We start from the raw sequence: 18,788 nt of genomic DNA, 5'->3' as shown, positions 1-18,788 counted from the left end.
AGGAAAAAAGTGCAGCGGATTAATCCGCTGCACGGATCGCGTCAGGGCTTTCCGGCTTTGACCTCGAGCACCCGGTTTGCCGCAGAGACGATCGCTTCGAGCGACGCACCGACAATGTTTGTGCTGATGCCGGCGCCAAACAGTTTGCCGCCAGGATAGGAGGTCTCGACATACGAGATGGCGGCAGCGTTCGAGCCGTGCTGCAGTGAATGCTCCGAATAGTCCTCGACCGACATGTCGATGCCGAGATAATGCGAGAGAGCATTGATGAAGCCGTCGACCGGGCCATTGCCCCTGCCCTCGATGCGCCTCGTCTCACCGTTATCGGTGATCTCGGCGGCAACGATGCGCTGCCCCTTGCGCTCGGGGTCGGCATAGGTGTGATGGTCGACGAACTTGATGCGGCCCTTCGGCTGCGTCACGTAGCGCTCGATGAAGCGGTCGTAGATCCGCTTCGACGGCAACTCCTTACCCTCTTCATCGGTGATCCGCTGAATGTCTTCGCGGAACTCGACCTGCAGGTTGCGCGGCAGGTTCAGCCCGTAGTCCTGCTGCAGGATGTAGGCGATACCGCCCTTGCCGGACTGCGAATTGATGCGGATGATCGCCTCGTAGGTGCGGCCGACATCCTGCGGATCGATCGGCAGATAGGGCACTTCCCAGACCGGGTGATTGGCGACTTTGATCGCCTTCATACCCTTGTTGATCGCGTCCTGGTGCGAACCGGAGAAAGCCGTATAGACCAGTTCGCCGACATAGGGGTGGCGCTCGCCGATCGGCATCTGGTTCGAATATTCGAAGACTTCCTTCATCCGCACGATATCGGAGCAGTCGATCTCAGGGTCGACGCCCTGCGTGAACATGTTCAGCGCCATGGTGACGACGTCGACGTTGCCCGTGCGCTCGCCATTGCCGAACAGCGTACCTTCGACACGGTCGGCACCCGCCAGCAAGGCCAGTTCGGCGGCAGCGATGCCGGTGCCGCGGTCGTTGTGCGGATGCAGCGAGATGATCAGGTTCTCGCGATTGTCGAGATTGCGGCACATCCACTCGATCTGGTCGGCATAGATGTTCGGCGTCGCCATTTCGACGGTGGACGGCAGGTTGATGATCAGCTTGTTGTCGGGCGTCGGCTTCATCACGTCGATGACGGCATTGCAGATGTCCAAGGCCACTTCGAGCTCAGTGCCGGTGAAGCTCTCCGGCGAGTACTCGAACCGATAGCCGACGCCGGCCTTCGCCGCCATATCAGAAATCATCTTCGCAGCATCGACGGCGATCTGCTTGATACCCTGGACGTCCTTGCCGAACACGACACGACGCTGCAATTCGCTGGTGGAGTTGTAGAAGTGAACGATCGGGCGGTTGGCGCCTTCCAGCGCCTCGAAGGTGCGGGTGATCAGTTCCGGACGGCACTGCACCAGTACTTGCAGCGACACGTCGTCGGGCACATTGCCCTGCTCGACGCACCAGCGCGCGAAATCGAAGTCGGTCTGCGAGGCGGAGGGGAAACCGATCTCGATTTCCTTGAAGCCCATGTCGAGCAGCAGTTGGAACATACGGGCCTTGCGGTCATGACCCATTGGGTCGACCAGCGCCTGGTTACCGTCGCGCAGATCGACCGAGCACCAGATGGGCGCCTTGGTCAGCGTCTTCGACGGCCATGTACGATCAGGGATGTTCACCTGGGGATAGGAGCGATACTTGATCGCCGCCTCGGGCATGCCTTTGGTTTGGGAGCGGGTGTTCGTGTCCATGTCTTCTCTTCCTCTTCCCGTCATCTGGCCAGCCGCGTCATAGCGTATCGGGTCTGGCTTGGCGATGACGAATCCGGCGCGAAAGCATCCGGTTGATCAGTTTTCGGGATTGGTCACGAGGAGCGATGGCCTGGGCGGGCTTTCGGCCGCCGGGCGCTCCTCAACGGACCCGGCAACCGCGCGTAAGGCCGAGGAGAAGAAGCGAGGTAAGGGCGCGCGTATTGTCACGGAGCGCGATGCGCCCGCGAACAATCTGCTCAGAAATCATGACGCCCGTGTTCTTCATGGTCGCGCTTATAGCCGGGGTACAAAAAACTGGCAATCCCTCCGTCTATTTTTTCGCCGCTTGCACAATACGTGACAGCGCCAGCATCAACCCTCCGGCGAGCAATCCCCAGAATGCCCCCGAGATACCCGCGAAGGAAACGCCCGATGCCGTCACCAGAAATGTGATCGCCGCCGCCTCCCGCGACTCCTGCGCCTGGAAGGCCGACATAGCGGAACTGGAAAACGCGCCGACCAGTGCGAGACCCGCCACCGCCTGGATCAGGATCGGCGGCGCCAAGGCCACGAAGGTCGTCACTGCCCCCGCCAGCAGGCCGAGAACGACATAGCAGATGCCCGAGACGAGGACGGCCCAGTAGCGCCGCGCCGGATCGGCATGCGCGTCCTGACCGGCGCACATCGCCGCCGTAATCGCAGCGAGATTCACCGCATGGCCGCCGAACGGCGCCGACAATATCGAGAACAGTCCGGTCACGGAAAAGAGTGGCCCGGGCTTCGGCTGGTAGCCGTTGACCTTCAGGACGGCAATGCCCGGAATATTCTGCGACGCCATGGTTACGATGAAAAGCGGCAGGGCGATGGAGACGAAGGCCGGCAGGTTGAAGACGGGCATAACGAACTCGACCGGAGGCCGTAGCGCCTGCTCGACCGAGCCGAGTGCCCCCTCGGGAATATCCACGCCGAAGGCAACCACCAGCACGAAGGCCGCGAGCGCTGCCGGCACCGCCCAAAGCCGCTTGAACGCACCGACAACGATCCACGCCACCACGATCGGCAAGCCGAGCAGCGGATTGAAGCCGATCGCCCTAACCGGCGCAAAGCACAATCCGATCAGGACGCCGGCGAGCATCGCATTGGCAAGAGGCGCGGGAATGGCCGCAACCGCCCGGCCGAGCGGCTTGAACAGGCCGGCGATGACGATCAGCAACGCGCAGATGAGAAACGCGCCGACCGCCGCATTGAACCCGCCCTCGACCACACCGGTACTTGCAAGCAGTGCCCCACCCGGAGTGGACCAAGCGATGCTGATAGGCAGCCGCGTCACGGAGCTAAGGAAGATTGCGCAAAGCCCCAGCGCAATCGACAGCGCCATAAGGCCCGACGCCGCCTGCGCATCCGTCGCACCGACACTCTGCAGGCCGTGAAGCACGACCGCAAAGGAGCTGGCAAACCCCACGAAAGTGGTGAGGATGCCCATGAACAGGCTTTGGATGGAAAAGTCTTTGAGCATGGCGGAACTCGATCGGCGGAAAGTCCGCATGGAAGCCGTATCGCGCGGACTTGCGCAAGTGCAGATTGGCACCATTCGGTACCTATCGGTCGGCTCTATACGGCTACACCTTTCGGACGACGAAAATCATTTCCTCTGAGGTCCGTTCGTCGAAAGGTCCGCGGTCCCAGTCACCATAGACCACCTCGACCTGTAGCGCGGAAGCTTGGAGGTAGCGTTCAATCTCCTCGCGCGATAAGAACAACAACTCGCTTTTCGAAACCAGTATCTCATCCGGGAAATGATAACGCGTCTCGAAATGAACCCGGCCATTGCTGTAGGAGATTACGTCACGCGTCTCGCGGATGACGCGCCCCTCCTGATTAACCTCGAATGCCCCGCCGTTCCATCGCGCCTTCCAGTCTATTTCGGGATTGCGGGATTCAAAGACGATGCAGCCGTCACGCGCCAGATGCTCGCGCATGGCGGCAAAGGTGGCGAGGATGGAGGTCTCGTCGAGCAGCACCTGAAAGGCGTGTCCGGTCATGATGATTAGATCGAAGCGCTTATCGGATCGAAAGTGCTGGGAAAGACACTCTACCCATTCAATTCTGTCGCCATGCAGCTTGCCTCTAGCGATATCAAGCATCGTCCGCGAGGGATCGGCACCGGTCACATCATGCCCGCATGCCGCATAGGCGTCGCAGATCAGTCCGGTGCCGCAACCAAGATCGAGGATTGACTTCGGACCGCCATCCGCGACCGAGAGGTAGAAATCCCGATCCTCAGACCAGCCGCAAGCAAGATCATAGAGGGCAGCCAAACGCGGATGCTCGTAGTGCAGATCGGGCATATCAAAACTCCGCGGTTCGGTTGCGCAAACGCAAAAAGCGCCCTCGCCCGCCATCCAGCAAGCAAGGGCGCCTCTCATAACACGAAATCAGATCTCGGACTGCGACGTGATGATGCGCGAAACGAGGCCGTAGGACTTGGCTTCTTCTGCGGACAGCCAGTAGTCGCGGTCGGTATCGGTAGCGATCTTCTCGTAAGGCTGGCCGGTGGCTTCAGCCATGATCTTGTTCAGGCGCTCGTTCATCTTGATGATCTCGCGAGCCTGGATCTCGATGTCGGACGCCATGCCGCGCGTGCCACCGGACGGTTGGTGGAGCAGGAAGCGGGTGTTCGGCAGGCAAAGGCGCTGTTCCTTCGGCGCCGCGACATAGATCAGCGCGCCGGCCGATGCGACCCAGCCCGTTCCGATCATCCAGACCTTCGGCTTGATGAACTTGATCATGTCATGGATCGAATCGCCAGATTCGACATGACCACCGGGGGAATTGACGTAGATGCGAATATCGTCGTCGTTGGCGGCTGCGAGCGCCACAAGCTGCGTGCAGACCTTCTGCGCGAGTTCCTGCGTAATCGGCCCGTAGATGAAGATCGAACGCGACTTGAAAAGGTTCGCCTCCGTTTCCTTGCCGAGCGGCAGTTCCTTCGTCTTGTCGTCCTGTTCTTCTTCTTCGTACATTCGAACCTCTCTTACGTCGAATTCGGGTTCCTCGCACATAGTGCGACTCCATGCGTAAAACAATGCGGGAAAAAGACAAGCCACGGAACGGATGAAGATATGGTTAGGCAGGCGGCGAGGCTTACGGAAATGTAATTTGGGTGGCTTTGAAAAGTCGGAATCCATTCCTACGTCATCCCTAGCGAAGCATCGCAAGCAACAAAGGAGCCCGGCCATGTCACCCGAAGAACGCCAACTGCTGACCGCCCTTTTCGAGCGCGTCCGCACCGCATCGGCAACGCCGCGTGACCACGACGCCGAAGTGCTGATTGAGCAGGGAACACGCGAGCAGCCCTATGCCGCCTACTATCTTGCGCAGGCCGTGATCGTGCAGGAAAAGGGGCTGGAAGCGGCGGCCAATCACATCAAGCAGCTCGAAGAGCGCATTCGTGTGCTCGAGGCCGATCAGAGCGACTATCACAAGGCCGAACAGGGCGGCGGCTTCCTGAGCTCTATCTTCGGCAGCAGCCAGGCGCCGCAGCAACCGGCGCCACCGCCACCCTCCTCAGGTCCCTGGGGTAGCGCCCCGCGTCAACAGATCCAGCAGGATCGCGGCTTCGACACCGCCCCCCGCGCCATGCCGCCGCAACCGACCGGGCCCTGGAGCCCGCCGGCAGCACCCTCCGCAGGCGGCAGTTTCCTGCAGGGCGCACTCGGGACGGCGGCTGGCGTCGCAGGCGGCATGTTGCTTGCCAATTCGCTGAGCGGGATCTTCGGGAGCCACATGTCGTCGCTTGGCTGGGGCTCACCGCTTGCAGGGAGCAATCCCCTCGGCAACGCGCCGACAGAAGAAACGGTCATCAACAACTATTTCAACAACGACGGCGACAAGCAGCAGGCAGCTGACAACGCGAATGACGATAACGACAACAACGGCACTGCCAGTATTCAGCAAGCCGACTACAACACGAACGACGACGACGCCGTCGATGACGGTCAATCCGACTTCGACAACGACGACAGCTTCGATGTCTGAGCCAACCTGACGGCCTTCCCGGAGGCCGACCGATCCGCTGCCGCATCCGCGCCCGGCGTCGCGGCGCCCCGATGATCAATCTTGACGGTAGAAGCAGAGTTCTCAATAAGATCAGGAACGCAACGGCCATCGACCAGGCAAGATCTGTTGAATATCTTTATTATCAGTCGCAAGTCCGAGAACGCGAGAAGACATTTTCAGTCCCGCCAGATGGCGAGACTTGGATTGGAATATCGCTTTCTCGATGCATTCGAGGCGAGCGATCTGTCGCCCGAAGACTGCCAGGAAGCAGCCAACCACTGGCCAAGCCCGACGCTTCGCCAGGACATTGCCTGCTTCACATCGCATCGAATGGCATGGAACGCCGTCGTAGAGCGAAATGAAAAGACCGTCATACTGGAAGACGATGCCGTCCTTTCGAGTGATATTACCGACGTGATACGAACTATCCGAGACCGTGACGACGATTGGAACTACGTCTACGATCTGGAATTCGTTCCCCTGCCCCATATCATGGCGAAGTCACCCCTTTGGACAGATGATCCCAGCGGCTATCGGGCGACACGTGTCTTTCAAAACCGGCTCGGCTTGGCAGGCTACGTCATCGGCCCACGTGCAGCCGCGAGGATGCTTGAGGATACGAAGAGCTATGCGCTGGTCGATGCATACTTCTGGCATCGATCGTGGATTGCGGCCGTTCAGATCGAACCGGCCCCCGTGGTCCAGCTCCGCTTTCTCGAAGACAGCGCAAACAAGGCGCCCTTCCTTCGGGCGTCGGAAGACGATACGTTCAGGCCAAAGAGCAGGCTGAGCAAGCATTTGATGCGCTTGCGTCTCGAACTGGTGAAGGCGCGCAATCTTCTCAGAGCAGGGCTTCGCAGCGAGAAGCGGCAGATCCAAATGGATGTCGCCAAGTTTCCACTCGACCACAACAACGTTTGAGGTCTGGGCTGTTCAGCCAAATCGGCAACCGCCGCCCCTTTGGCGGCGGGATAACGGCCAGTCTCAGTCAGTCCAACGGTTCAGCCGCGACCGCGATAGGTGGCAACGCCTTGGTCCGGCAGCCAAACGCCCTCGGGCGGCTTGCCGGTCTGCCAGAACACGTCGATCGGAATGCCGCCACGCGGATACCAGTAGGCGCCGATCCTCAGCCACTTCGGATCGAGCAGCTCGACCAGCCTCTTGGCAATATAGACCGAGCAATCTTCATGGAAGGCGCCGTGATTGCGGAACGCATGTAGGAACAGCTTCAGCGACTTCGATTCGACCAGCCATTCGTTCGGGATGTAGTCGATCACGATATGGGCGAAATCCGGTTGCCCTGTCATGGGGCAGAGCGAGGTGAATTCCGGCGCCGTGAAGCGGACGACATAATCGGTGCCGGCATGGCTCGACGGCACCTTCTCAAGCACCGCCTCCTCGGGTGATTTCGGAGATTCCGTCTGGCTGCCCAGCATGGACAGGTTGGATACGTCTGTTTTGGGCATTCAAGCCTCCTTGATGACTTTGACGCGGATGCCGTGGGCCTTTTCACCCTCCGGCTCGACGTGAATGGCGATGCTGGAGCCCGGATGCGCCGCACGGATGGCATCTTCAAGGCGATCGCAGATATCGTGCGCCTGCCTTACAGTCATGGCAGCCGGCACGACAAGATGAAAATCGACGAAGGTGACCGTGCCGGCGCGGCGCGTCTTCAGATCATGCACGCCGATCGAGCCAGCGGCATGGGTAGCAATCGCCTGCTTGATCGCCTCCTCCTCCTCGAGCGTGACCGCCTGATCCATCAGACCGCCGATCGAATGGGAGATCACTTTCCAGCCCTGATAGAGAATATTGACCGCAACCAGAATGGCGAGCACGGGGTCGAAGATTGCATATCCGGTGGCCAGCGCCAGCAGCAGACCGATCAGGACGCCGACCGAGGTGACGACATCGGACATGATATGCTGACCATCCGCCGTTAGCGCTGCCGAGCGATACCTGCGTCCGGTCCTGATCAGGATCTGCGCCCAGACGGCATTGATGACGCCAGCGACGAAGTTGATCGCAAGACCAAGCGCTGGCGCATCCAGCATACGCGGCTGGAAGAGCTGCCCAATCGCCTCGTTGACGATCAAAAGCGCCGCCACAATGATCAACGCGCCCTCGGTCACGGCCGAAAGATATTCCGCTTTATGATGTCCGAAGGGATGGTCGTGGTCGGCCGGCTTTTGCGCATAGCGGATGACGAAGAAGGCGATGAAGGCCGCAACGACGTTCACCGTCGACTCCAGGCCGTCCGACAGCAGCGCCACCGAACCTGTCACCCACCATGCGACCATCTTCAAGCCCATGACGCCCAACGACATCGGGATACCCCAGAGCGCCAGCCGCCGAACCGTGAGATTGCCCTTCCCGTCCATTTTCATCCCCTGCGCAGACATCAGTGCGGATGCGAATGAATTGCAGAAATCAGCCCATTCAAACGCAAAACCGCCCGCGCGAAAATCGCGCAGGCGGCCCATGAGGCTCATATGTGTGATGATACCTGTTTTGTCAAACACAGGCTGCAAGAAAGCTGGCGAGCCCCCCTTTTTCTGCAATCCGACACGATTGTCCCGTCGGCCGGGTCCTGGCGCCAAAGCAAGCTGCACACCCGCCCAACGTCGATGCCACCGCAGATAGGATCGCTATGAATAGACCGAGGAGCGTTCAGAGCTTGCAGACGTTGGACCACCGGCGATCTCGGCCGCGATGCTGATCGATTGTGGCCAACGAAGGAGCGCCGCCTCACCTGCGGGCGTCAGGGCATAGACGCCCTTCTCCCGCCGTTCGAACCAGCCATACACATTGGCGAGCAGGATCTTGCCCGCGTCCGCTGCCAGCGCTTTCATATCGCGCGGCCGCACCATCCCCTCCTGGAGTGCGGCGGCACAGATTAGCGCTCGTTGGCGATAGGCCGTCATGACAGGCGCACGTGTACTGCCGCCGACCGCTGGATCGCCGCGCCGACGCTGATGCTCTCTGACGAGCCGCGACCGGCGTTTCGGATTGGTGCGCGGCATCGGCGAAACCGAACTGACGATGACGTTGACCTCGCCGGCATCGGACACGCCGAGCATACCGATCCCGAGCCGGCGACAAAGATCGCGATAGCGCTTGTCGGCCTCGCGCCCGCGTCCCTTGGCGGAGACGCGGGCGGCAATCCAAACCTCGTCGCTCATCGCGGCTCGATCAACGGCCTGCAGGACAAGCTCGAGATTGAAGCTGAGTTTCAGCTCGCACACCACGACGACCGGCGGCTCGCCCTCGGTTAGGCCGACGAGATCACAGCCGCCGATCTCGCCTTTGACGACGTAGCCCGCCGCCTCCAGAAAGCCTTTGACCGGCAGATAGAGCGAGGTTTCCATAGAGACCTGGCTATGCCGGATTGATATCGGCGATCTCGCCGTGTCGGGCAAGCAGCCGCGGAGACGACATATCGCCGGTCTCCTCGTCGACCATCACAGCATAAGCCGCGACACCGACGAAGCGCGAGGCCATTGAGGTAGCGATCTTCTCGGCGCTCATGGCATTCGATGCCTGCCGCATCTCGCCCGGCACAAGATTGCCGCGGTTCTTGCGGTACGGCAGGACAATAAACTTCTCAGCAGCCACGACAATATCCCCACATTCTATGTTCCGGAAATGTTCTGATTTGACTGCCAAAGTCAACTGCTGCATCTGGAAAGATCACCGCAAGGTACCGTTGGCTGGAGGCAGGGCTTTACTGTTGGTGAAGAGTTCGCCTGTTAGCGTCCCCGCAACCGGAGGGCGCATCGTTGAGTTTTCTGTATCAGCAGACACTGAGCGACATGGCGTGCGACACGCGCTCGTGGTCCGAATATGGCCTCGCCATCCTGCTTGGCCTTTTTATCTGCACCGCGATGCTTGTGCCTTATCTGCGCTCTTCGCCGTCCCCGTGGAGGCGGACGGTTTTCGGATGGTGCGGCGGATTATGCGTCCTGTTCCTGCCATTGTTTGCGATCGTGCCCGCCCTAAGCGAAAAGACGACGTCCGTGTTTCTGGAAGACTCTGATCTTGTTCGCGATGGTTGCAGAGGCTCGCAGAGGCTTATCGAACGTCATCCGCTCGCCGATATAACGACCTCCTACGTCCACTCCGTATCTCGTGGCATTGAAAGCGATAGCCTGCGAATTCATTGGAGCGGCCAGACCAGAAAATTCGGCCTCGACCTTTTCCAGAACGACCCGTTGCTGGGGAATCTCGCTGCTTTTGCGCCGGAGGCGATGGCTGAAACCGCTGCAGCCCTGCGGTACCGCGATATCGCCCTGCCGAGCGACCTGGAGCGCTTGCGATTGGAACCGCCGCGATAGGCCATTTGCTCCGGATGATCCATCGCGGCAAATGACCGGTCGGGGCGGCGCCAGGATGCGAAGGTCAGGCCGCCTTGGTCTTTGCCTTGCGTGAAAGGTGCGCAACGACGTTCTCGATCATCCGCATGCCGGCATCACCACCAAGCGTCATGATCGACTCCGGGTGGAATTGCACAGCGGCGATCGGCTCCTTCTCGTGCTCGATGCCCATGATCGTGCCATCCTCGCTTTCCGCCGTGATGATGAAGTCACGCGGCAGCGTCGAGGGATCGGCAAAGATCGAGTGATAGCGCCCGACCGTCACCTCCTTGCCGAGTCCCGAGAACACGATGCCCGGTTCCAGCACGCGGATGCGCGACGGCTTGCCGTGCATCGGCAGCGCCAGATGCCTGAGCTCGCCACCATAGGCCTCCGCCAGCGCCTGCAGCCCGAGGCAGACGCCGAAGATCGGCAGGTTGCGTGCGCGCGCCTTCTTGATCGTCGCCTTGCAATCGAAGTCCTTCGGATTGCCGGGACCCGGCGAGAGCACGACGAGATCAGGATCCAGCCGGTCGAAGATTTCTTCCGGCACCGGCGTGCGGACGGTGGAAACCGTCGCGCCCGTCTGGCGGAAATAATTGGCGAGCGTGTGGACAAAGCTGTCTTCGTGGTCGACAAGCAGGATCTTGACGCCCTTGCCGACGGCAGCGACGTCGCGACTGACCTTGCCGGAGTTGCCGGCCTTGGCATCGCGGATGGCGGAAAGCATGGCGGAGGCCTTCAGTTCGGTTTCGGCTTCTTCTTCGTGCGGATCGGAATCGTTGAGCAAGGTCGCCCCTGCCCGGACTTCGGCGATCCCGTCCTTGATGCGAACCGTGCGCAGCGTGAGGCCGGTATTCATGTCGCCGTTAAAGCCGACCATGCCGATTGCACCGCCGTACCAGGCGCGCGGGCTCTTCTCGTGGCTTTCGATGAAGCGCATGGCCCAAAGCTTCGGCGCACCGGTGACCGTCACCGCCCAGGCGTGGCTAAGGAAGCCGTCAAAAGCATCCATGTCGTCGCGCAGGCGCCCCTCGATGTGATCGACCGTGTGGATGAGACGCGAATACATCTCGATCTGGCGGCGGCCGATGACCTTCACCGAACCCGGCTCGCAAACGCGGCTCTTGTCGTTGCGGTCGACGTCCGAGCACATCGTCAGCTCGGACTCATCCTTCTTGGAATTCAGCAGCTTGAGGATCTGCTCGCTGTCGGCAATCGGATCGTCGCCGCGCTTGATCGTGCCGGAGATCGGGCAGGTCTCGATGCGGCGGCCGGAGACACGCACAAACATTTCGGGCGAGGCGCCGACCAGATATTCCTGATTTCCGAGATTGATGAAGAAGGAATAGGGCGACGGGTTGATCGCCTTCAGCCGCTTGGAAATGTCCGACGGCTTGCTGTCGCAGCGCTCCATGAACTTCTGGCCCGGAACCACTTCGAAGAGGTCACCCTTGCGGAAGCTCTCCTTCGCCTTGACGACGAGGTCGGCATACTCGCCGGGGCGATGATCGCTCTTCGGCGGAATGGCATCGGTGCGCTGGAAGGGTTCTGCCGGAATGTCGCCGGCCTTGCCCTCGGTCGAAAGCCCGCCCTTTTCGAAGTCGTAGCGGTCGATCCAGGCCTTGGCCGAATAGTTGTCGACGACAAGGATCTCATCCGGCAGGTAAAGAACCATATCGCGCTGGTCGGCCGGGCGCGTCAGCTTCAGATTGATCGCATCGAATTGGAAGGCAAGATCGTAGCCGAAGGCGCCATAAAGACCAAGGCTGGCATCCGCCTGGGAATAAAACAGCTCGGTGATGGCGCGCAGAACGGTGAACACCGTCGGGATCTTCGAGCGCTCCTCCTCGGTAAAGGCGCGCTCAGGCTTCTTGACAGTCAGATCCAGCCGCCGCGCCGTCGAAGCGCCAAGCACCATATCCGAAACTGTCTTTAGCCGCTCCGTGACAAAGCCGAGGATAACCTCGCCGCGCTCGTTATAGGCTTGGATCCATACGTGGCGACCGTTGCAGGAAATACCGAGCGGCGGATCGACGATAGCGGTATCCCAGCGGGTGTAACGGCCCGGATATTCGTAGTTCGACGAAAACACCGCGCCGCGGCGCTCGTCGAGCTTGTCGATATAGGACGAGACCGCGTCAGCGTAAGGGATCGCCCTGCGCTGCCGGGTGACCGATATGCCGCCCTTCGTCTCGTAGATTTCCGCTCCGTCATCCCGAAGGATCGTTACCATTGTTCCACTCCGTTATCGGGCCCGGATGACAGGCAGCCTTAAAAACAAAAAAGCCGCCTGGCGTTTTCCGGGCGGCTCACTCGTCGTCTTTGGACACGATTGGTCGAGGCCGCCTCAGCGAGCCCACCACCAAACTGCAATGTTCAAGGACGTGTTCATGGGCGGAATTGTTAGCGTGAGATCGGACCGAGCGCAAGAGCCGAATCCCACGAATGAAAAAGGGCGGCATGGTGGCCACCCTTCGTGATGCGCGAGCCGATTAGAAGCGTGCGCGTGCCGTGATCATGAACGTCCGCCCACGACCGGTTTCAATGGTGTTGCCTGCAATCGTGCTAGACGCAGGCGTGTAGGTCTTGTCGAAGACGTTGGTGACGCTTCCGGTGAGCTCGAAGCCCTTTTCGAACTTGTAGTTCGCAAAGAGGTCGACCAATCCGTAGCCTGGCTGGTACGGGCTGGTTCCAGCGGCAACATTCACGCTTCCGACGTAAGCTCGGCTGACGGCATAGAAGCGCGAGCCAACGGTGAGGCGCTGATCCTCGAGGAAGCGGGCACCGAGCGTCGCGCTGAAGATGCTGTCAGGCAGGTAGCTTTGCACGCCAAAGCCGTTGACCTGCGACGGCAGGTTCGTATCCGTGTAGGTGTAGGCAAGATCACCGAAGACAAAGCCCGCATCGTAGGCGGCCTGCAGCTCGAAGCCGCTGACTCTGGACGTGCCCGGATTGTTGACGAAGAAGATCTGCCGACCACCGTTGAGAAGTGCGGCGGTGATGTAATTGTCGATGTTGTCGTAGAAGTAATTTGCCTTTAGGCGGAAGCTATCGCCCGCATCCAGCAGTCCATCAAACTTGATATTCGCGCCGATTTCCCAACCCTTGGAGGTTTCCGGCTCCAGGAACGGATTCGGGAAGAAGCTCTGCGTCCCTCCTGGATGTGTACCGCCGGCAAAGATCTCGTTGACGGTCGGCGCACGCTGGGTTTCCGCGTACGTCACGTAGGGCTGGAACCACTCGGTCGGATTCAGTGCGAAGGTGACGCTCGGGTTCAGACGCCCCTCTGACTTGTCGACGGTGTACGGACCGGCTGGCAAGCCCAACGGATTCCTGGCAACGACAGCGCCCGATCCGTCGAGGTTGAAGTGGTCGTAACGCAAACCGAGCGTCAGGTCCGCCATGCCGTAGGTCAGCGTGGTCGTGTCGAAAACGCCGAGGATAGCGCTTTTGCCACTGCCATTGACGCCACCCAAAGGCTGCGTCCGGCTGTTGATCACGTCATAGTCGTCGTGGAAGTATTCGACACCATAATTGGTGGTGACCGCGACGTCGCCGACATCGAACTTGGACGTGTTGGAGACATCGAAGCCAATGCCGGTGTCCTTGATCCGGCGACCGGCAGCCGAACCGCCGCCCGTGGCGTTCGTATCGTACTGCATCTCAAGGCGGTTATAGTAGAAGTTCGTCTTGAAATCGATCAAGTCGTTGTCGCCGGGCGTATAGGCATAGCTGGCGGTAAACGTCTTGTTCTTCACGTTCTGGAAGTACGAGTTCGCGAAGAAGTCGTTGTCGTAGCTGATCCCACCGAGCTTGATGGTGTTCTCGGCGTTCGGCGTGATTTCCGCCTTCAGCATGCCCGAAATCAGATCCTGCTCTGTGTAAGGCACGGTCACACCGTCACCGTTTTCAAAATTGCCCGGATCGCTCTTGCTGATACCGCCGAGAACGGCAAAGACATCGTTGAACCGATAGGCGCCGATAGCCGACTCGGACCAGCCGAGTTCGTTGGTCCCGACCGTCGCGGAGACGATGCCGCCGTAGTTCTTGTCGCCCTGGATCAGATCATCGATGTTATAGGTGCGGAAATTGACCGTACCAGCCAACGCACCGCCGCCGATACCGGTAACTGATCCACGGGTCACATCGATGCCCGCCAGGAACGCCGGATCGATATAGGTAAAGCCCTGCGCCTCGTGACCAGTGAACCTGAAGTTCTGGCGGACGCCGTCGATCGACATGTTGACGCGGCCGGACCCCTCGAAACCGCGAATGTTGACGGCTACACCGGGGTTCTGGGGATTATTGGCCGTCGACGTTCCCGGAACGCTGCGAAACAGATCATCCGTGCCCTGCCCCGCCTGGAGATCAATCTGGTCTGCCGTGACCGTGCTTGAAGGACCCGGCTTGGTGTAGGGATCGTTGGCGGCCTGCCTGCTACCCTTCACGATGATGGGCGAGAGGAAGGTATCAGCTTCGCTCTTTGCCTTTTGCTCTTCGGTAGTCTGCGCGGTTGAAGGTGCGCTTTGTGCGAGGGCGATGGCGGAAGGCATAACGATGGCGAGTGCCGTGCAGGCGAGTAGAACCGAGCGCGAGTGCTGGACGATCATGAAAACAACCCCTTGAGATAATGTCACCGGGCTGGCTGGTCGTGACGCGGCTGCGTTTTCGATGGGCTGGCTAGGCATTCAGACGAAGATTTTCGCCTTCTTTTTGCCGCATAAAAAACATGAGTATTATTGTCAATATATCAGGCCAATGTTATCTTGATTTAATAAGTCATATTTTTACCGCAACGATCAACGTTGCGAAATTGCAACGAAAATCGCATCCACACGTTCTCCTCCCGCATAAATATACAACGGGTGGATGCGTGAAGAAGATTATCGTGATTCTGGCAGCGCTGAGCTGCATCGGACTTTTGGCCAGCGCCAGCCTGCCGAAGAAGGGCCCCCAGCCGCAAATCCGGCCAGCGGAATCCGGCCCGGCTCCCCAAGCTCCAACGACTCCGCCAACGCCTGAACCAAAGCCGGACCGGCCCGATGCGGGAGCGCCGTCGACCGAGCCGCCGCCGACCGACACTTCTGCCGAGCCAGAGAAGCAGGGACCGAAACTCCCTTCTCAGCAAACGCTGGAAGAGCAGCATCTGACAATCGCAGCAGAAAGTGATGAGGAACATTCCGAATGTATCAAAGAGCTGCAGAGCCTTGGCGTTGTCTTCACGGACATATCGCGGATCGACGATGGCAACGGCTGCGGCATCGACAAACCAATCAAGGTCACCGAAGTGCTACCGGGCATCAAAATCAAACCGGACGCGGTCTTTCGATGCCCTGTCGCCCTGGCCCTTGCTCGCTGGATGAAGGAGAGCGTGATACCGGCCGCCAGGGTCGCCGCGTCGGATCAGGGAAACATTGTCAGCGTCAATCAGGCATCATCCTATATCTGCCGCCTGCGCAATGGGGCGGAGACCGGCAAGGTGTCAGAGCATGCACGCGGTAACGCGATCGACATTGCAAGCTTCAGCTTCGAAAGGGGCAAGGACATCGCGGTGCAGCCCCGCAGGGAAGATCCAACACTGATCGGAGCCTTCCAGCGCACGATCAGCGCTGCCGGCTGTCTCTACTTCACCACGGTGCTGGATCCTGAAAGTGACGCAGCCCACGAAACGCACTTCCATCTCGATGTGTTGGAGCGGAACGGAGGATATCGCTATTGCCACTAGCAGGCTTCGCTAATTGTTGCCGACGCTCTGGGCTTGCCGACTCAATCTCCTCTGCGCCGAGTGCAGACATAAGGTGCCTTGATGCAGGCGATCTTGGGCGTGGAGCAAGCGGCTTTGCCATCGACCACGGCACAAATCGAACACTGATCGCCGAATTCCGTGCAGTCGGGATTCCTATTCATAAAGTCGGCCATGCTTTGTTCGGGAGCAACCTGCTTGCCAGCCACAACGCCGTTCACAGGCAATAAAAGAACCGCCGCCACTGCAAGAACATGGCATCGAGCAAAGCTACAAAGTGACATCGTCGTTTCCAATCCACGCCGGATAAACCTCCCCGCATTGCGGAGAGATCAGAACAATCCCTCGATATAGCCCTGATCATTGAGATAGATCCGCTCCGCCGAGGGCGATCGCGGCAGGCCGGGCATCGTCATGATCTCACCGGTGATGGCGACGACGAAACCCGCGCCAGCCGAGAGACGCACTTCACGAACCGGCACGATATGCCCTTCGGGCGCGCCCCGCAGGTTCGGATCGGTCGAAAAGGAGTATTGCGTCTTAGCCATGCAGACCGGCAGATGCCCGTAACCCTGCTCCTCCCAGGCATGTAACTGGTCCCTGACCGCCTTATCAGCCGTCACCTCACCTGCGTGGTAAATCTTCGAAGCCACGATCTCGATCTTCTCGAACAGGGAGACATCGTCGGGATAGAGCGGCGCAAATCGCGACTGTCCCGATTCCGCAAGCTCGACCACCTTGTAGGCGAGCTCCTCGATGCCGGCGGAGCCCTCGGCCCAGTGCCGGCAGAGGATCGCCTCCGCCCCCAAGCGCGAGACATATTCTTTCACCGCTGCGATTTCCGTGTCCGTATCCGAGACAAAGTGATTGATGGCGACGACGACGGGAACGCCGAACTTGCGAACATTGGCGATATGGCGACCGAGATTGGAGCAGCCCTTCTTCAGCGCGGCAACATTCTCGGCTCCAAGATCGTCCTTCTTCACCCCGCCATTCATCTTGAGCGCGCGCACCGTCGCAACGATGACAGCGGCATCCGGTTTCAATCCCGCCTTGCGGCATTTGATGTCGAAGAACTTCTCGGCGCCGAGATCCGCGCCGAAACCCGCTTCGGTCACGACATAGTCACCGAGCTTCAACGCCGTTTTCGTGGCGATGACCGAGTTGCAGCCGTGGGCAATGTTGGCGAATGGGCCGCCATGCACGAAGGCCGGATTGTTTTCCAGCGTCTGGACGAGGTTCGGCTGCATGGCGTCCTTCAGGAGAACCGCCATTGCCCCATCCGCCTTCAGGTCACGGGCAGAAACAGCCGACTTGTCGCGACGGTAACCGACGATGATCTTGCCGAGACGTTCTTCCAGATCCTCGAGATCCCTGGCGAGGCAAAGAATCGCCATCACCTCGGAAGCGACGGTGATGTCGAAGCCGTTCTGTCTGGGAAAGCCGTTGGCCACGCCGCCTAGCGAGGAGACCATCTCGCGTAGCGCCCGGTCGTTCATGTCCATCACGCGCCGCCAGGTGACGCGCCTCAGATCGATGTCCTGCTCGTTGCCCCAATAGATGTGATTGTCGATCATTGCGGCGAGCAGATTGTGGGCGGAGGTGATAGCGTGGAAATCGCCAGTGAAATGCAGGTTGATGTCTTCCATCGGAATGACCTGCGCATAACCGCCGCCCGCGGCCCCGCCCTTCACTCCGAAACATGGTCCAAGCGAAGCCTCGCGGATGCAGACGATCGCCTTCTTGCCGATCCGGTTCAGCCCATCGCCGAGGCCGACTGTCGTCGTCGTCTTGCCCTCGCCGGCAGGGGTCGGATTGATTGCCGTGACGAGAATCAGCCTGCCATCGGGCTTCTCTGCCTGCGCGGCAATGAATTGCGCGCTGAGCTTCGCCTTGTCATGCCCATACGGCGCGAGTTGCGCCTGAGGGATGCCAAGCCTTTCACCAATTTCGAAAATTGGCTTCTTCTCCGCCGCACGCGCAATCTCGATGTCGGATTTGTATGCTGCCATCCCCGTTTCCCCGCGGTTCTCCACGCTCGATCGGCGTCACATATTTGTTTCAACGGGATAGCGAAATATGCCGAGACTGTGAATAGCGCGCAGGTTGCCCAAAGCTCATCCAAGCAGCTATCGGTCAAGCATTGTTTCTATACGTTGCGAGGACCAGACATGAAATCACTCGAACTCATCGTCGAGCGCATCATCCTTTCGAGCCGTTGGATCCTCGTCGCCTTCTATCTCGGCCTTTCCCTCGCGCTCGCCGTTTATGCTGTCTCCTTCGGCTACAAATTCCTGAAGGTGGCCGGCGGCGTATTCGTCCTCAACGAGGGTAAATGATCCTCGCTATGCTCGGCCTGATTGACGCTGCACTGGTCGCCAGCCTCATCGTCATGGTGATGATCTCCGGCTACGAGAATTTCGTCAGCCGCTTTGAGGAGAGCGAGGACGATGTCTCGTTCATCGGCAAACTCGACGCCGGCAGCCTCAAAATCAAGGTCGCCTCGTCGATCGTGGCAATTTCATCAATCCATTTGCTGCAGGTCGTCCTGAATGCCGAGCAATACACCGATAGCAAGATCATGTGGCTGACGGCGATGCATCTGGCGTTTGTCGTCTCCGCGGTGATGCTCGGCTTCCTCGAGCAGATAACAAAAAAAGCGAAAGTGACGGACAAGATCTGATCGTGAAGCGATTCGCAGGCGATTGGTGCGCCCCGGACGAACCTCCATGTTTCCTTCGATGCTGCGCGGAGAGCCGGTCCCGTTTCCTTGGGTTGCGTTTTGAACACGAAACGCCGCAACCATAGGACGATCCTGTGGTTAAAGTAATACATTTGAAATTAATCACTGCGCGCCCCGCCGTTTCGCACTAG

General features: G+C 59.6%; 16 protein-coding genes and 1 pseudogene. 5 read left to right on the top strand and 12 right to left on the bottom strand.

Annotation, left to right across the window (positions count from 1 at the left end):
• Window positions 1-41 precede the first annotated feature (41 nt).
• The 4 genes from leuA to ATY80_RS26620 all read right to left on the bottom strand — a co-directional run bounded on the left by leuA (window position 42) and on the right by ATY80_RS26620 (window position 4,780).
• Window positions 42-1,757: a 2-isopropylmalate synthase gene (gene leuA, locus ATY80_RS26635; RefSeq protein ID WP_088695294.1), complete on the bottom strand. Its 1,716-nt coding sequence runs from the start codon at window positions 1,755-1,757 to the stop codon at window positions 42-44.
• Between the two features lie 331 nt (window positions 1,758-2,088).
• Entirely contained in the window at window positions 2,089-3,273 is a 1,185-nt protein-coding gene (locus tag ATY80_RS26630) for a benzoate/H(+) symporter BenE family transporter (protein WP_088695293.1), read from the bottom strand.
• Window positions 3,274-3,376: 103 nt separating this feature from the next.
• Complete coding sequence (locus tag ATY80_RS26625; protein ID WP_088695412.1) at window positions 3,377-4,105, bottom strand: class I SAM-dependent methyltransferase; 729 nt, start codon at window positions 4,103-4,105, stop codon at window positions 3,377-3,379.
• Window positions 4,106-4,192: 87 nt separating this feature from the next.
• Window positions 4,193-4,780: an ATP-dependent Clp protease proteolytic subunit gene (locus tag ATY80_RS26620; protein ID WP_088695292.1), complete on the bottom strand. Its 588-nt coding sequence runs from the start codon at window positions 4,778-4,780 to the stop codon at window positions 4,193-4,195.
• 214 nt (window positions 4,781-4,994) lie between these two features.
• Here ATY80_RS26620 and ATY80_RS26615 point away from each other — a divergent pair, with 214 nt between their 5' ends.
• Both ATY80_RS26615 and ATY80_RS26610 read left to right on the top strand, forming a co-directional pair.
• Window positions 4,995-5,795 (top strand): DUF2076 domain-containing protein, encoded by an 801-nt coding sequence (locus tag ATY80_RS26615; RefSeq protein WP_088695291.1) that lies wholly within the window; start codon window positions 4,995-4,997, stop codon window positions 5,793-5,795.
• Between the two features lie 147 nt (window positions 5,796-5,942).
• A complete protein-coding gene (locus ATY80_RS26610; protein WP_088695290.1) occupies window positions 5,943-6,737 on the top strand; it encodes a glycosyltransferase family 25 protein in 795 nt (264 codons plus the stop codon).
• Window positions 6,738-6,817: 80 nt separating this feature from the next.
• Here ATY80_RS26610 and queF read toward each other — a convergent pair whose 3' ends face one another.
• The 4 genes from queF to ATY80_RS26590 all read right to left on the bottom strand — a co-directional run bounded on the left by queF (window position 6,818) and on the right by ATY80_RS26590 (window position 9,488).
• Window positions 6,818-7,282, bottom strand: coding sequence for a preQ(1) synthase (gene queF / locus ATY80_RS26605; RefSeq protein WP_088695289.1), 465 nt, complete (start codon window positions 7,280-7,282; stop codon window positions 6,818-6,820).
• Window positions 7,283-8,197: a CDF family cation efflux transporter EmfA gene (gene emfA, locus ATY80_RS26600; RefSeq protein ID WP_088695411.1), complete on the bottom strand. Its 915-nt coding sequence runs from the start codon at window positions 8,195-8,197 to the stop codon at window positions 7,283-7,285.
• Window positions 8,198-8,464: 267 nt separating this feature from the next.
• Complete coding sequence (locus ATY80_RS26595; protein WP_088695288.1) at window positions 8,465-9,184, bottom strand: DUF2161 family putative PD-(D/E)XK-type phosphodiesterase; 720 nt, start codon at window positions 9,182-9,184, stop codon at window positions 8,465-8,467.
• A gap of 10 nt (window positions 9,185-9,194) precedes the next feature.
• The gene (locus ATY80_RS26590; protein ID WP_189637280.1) at window positions 9,195-9,488 is read right to left on the bottom strand and encodes a hypothetical protein; all 294 of its coding nucleotides are present in this window, start codon (window positions 9,486-9,488) and stop codon (window positions 9,195-9,197) included.
• Between the two features lie 107 nt (window positions 9,489-9,595).
• Between ATY80_RS26590 and ATY80_RS26585 the strand changes: the two genes are divergently transcribed.
• A complete protein-coding gene (locus tag ATY80_RS26585) occupies window positions 9,596-10,150 on the top strand; it encodes a hypothetical protein (protein ID WP_088695287.1) in 555 nt (184 codons plus the stop codon).
• A 64-nt stretch (window positions 10,151-10,214) separates the two neighbouring features.
• Here ATY80_RS26585 and ATY80_RS26580 read toward each other — a convergent pair whose 3' ends face one another.
• Window positions 10,215-12,404, bottom strand: a complete 2,190-nt coding sequence (locus ATY80_RS26580) for an anthranilate synthase (protein ID WP_088695286.1) — start codon at window positions 12,402-12,404, stop codon at window positions 10,215-10,217.
• Between the two features lie 259 nt (window positions 12,405-12,663).
• On the bottom strand, window positions 12,664-14,781 hold the full coding sequence (locus ATY80_RS26575) for a TonB-dependent receptor (protein ID WP_088695285.1): 2,118 nt from the start codon (window positions 14,779-14,781) through the stop codon (window positions 12,664-12,666).
• 263 nt (window positions 14,782-15,044) lie between these two features.
• On the opposite strand from ATY80_RS26575, the gene ATY80_RS26570 reads away from it, so the two are divergent.
• Window positions 15,045-15,896 (top strand): extensin family protein, encoded by an 852-nt coding sequence (locus ATY80_RS26570; RefSeq protein WP_088695284.1) that lies wholly within the window; start codon window positions 15,045-15,047, stop codon window positions 15,894-15,896.
• Between the two features lie 41 nt (window positions 15,897-15,937).
• Here ATY80_RS26570 and ATY80_RS26565 read toward each other — a convergent pair whose 3' ends face one another.
• Together ATY80_RS26565 and ATY80_RS26560 are read right to left on the bottom strand one after the other, a co-directional pair.
• On the bottom strand, window positions 15,938-16,198 hold the full coding sequence (locus ATY80_RS26565; protein ID WP_088695283.1) for a hypothetical protein: 261 nt from the start codon (window positions 16,196-16,198) through the stop codon (window positions 15,938-15,940).
• Window positions 16,199-16,246: 48 nt separating this feature from the next.
• Window positions 16,247-17,926, bottom strand: a complete 1,680-nt coding sequence (locus tag ATY80_RS26560) for a formate--tetrahydrofolate ligase (protein WP_088695282.1) — start codon at window positions 17,924-17,926, stop codon at window positions 16,247-16,249.
• Window positions 17,927-18,085: 159 nt separating this feature from the next.
• Here ATY80_RS26560 and ATY80_RS26555 point away from each other — a divergent pair.
• Window positions 18,086-18,597: pseudogene (locus ATY80_RS26555) on the top strand (TIGR00645 family protein).
• Window positions 18,598-18,788: the final 191 nt, after the last annotated feature.

Source organism: Rhizobium sp. R711 (genome assembly GCF_002211365.1).
In the GTDB taxonomy this organism is placed as follows: domain Bacteria; phylum Pseudomonadota; class Alphaproteobacteria; order Rhizobiales; family Rhizobiaceae; genus Rhizobium.
This window is presented reverse-complemented; position numbering and strand designations above follow the sequence as displayed.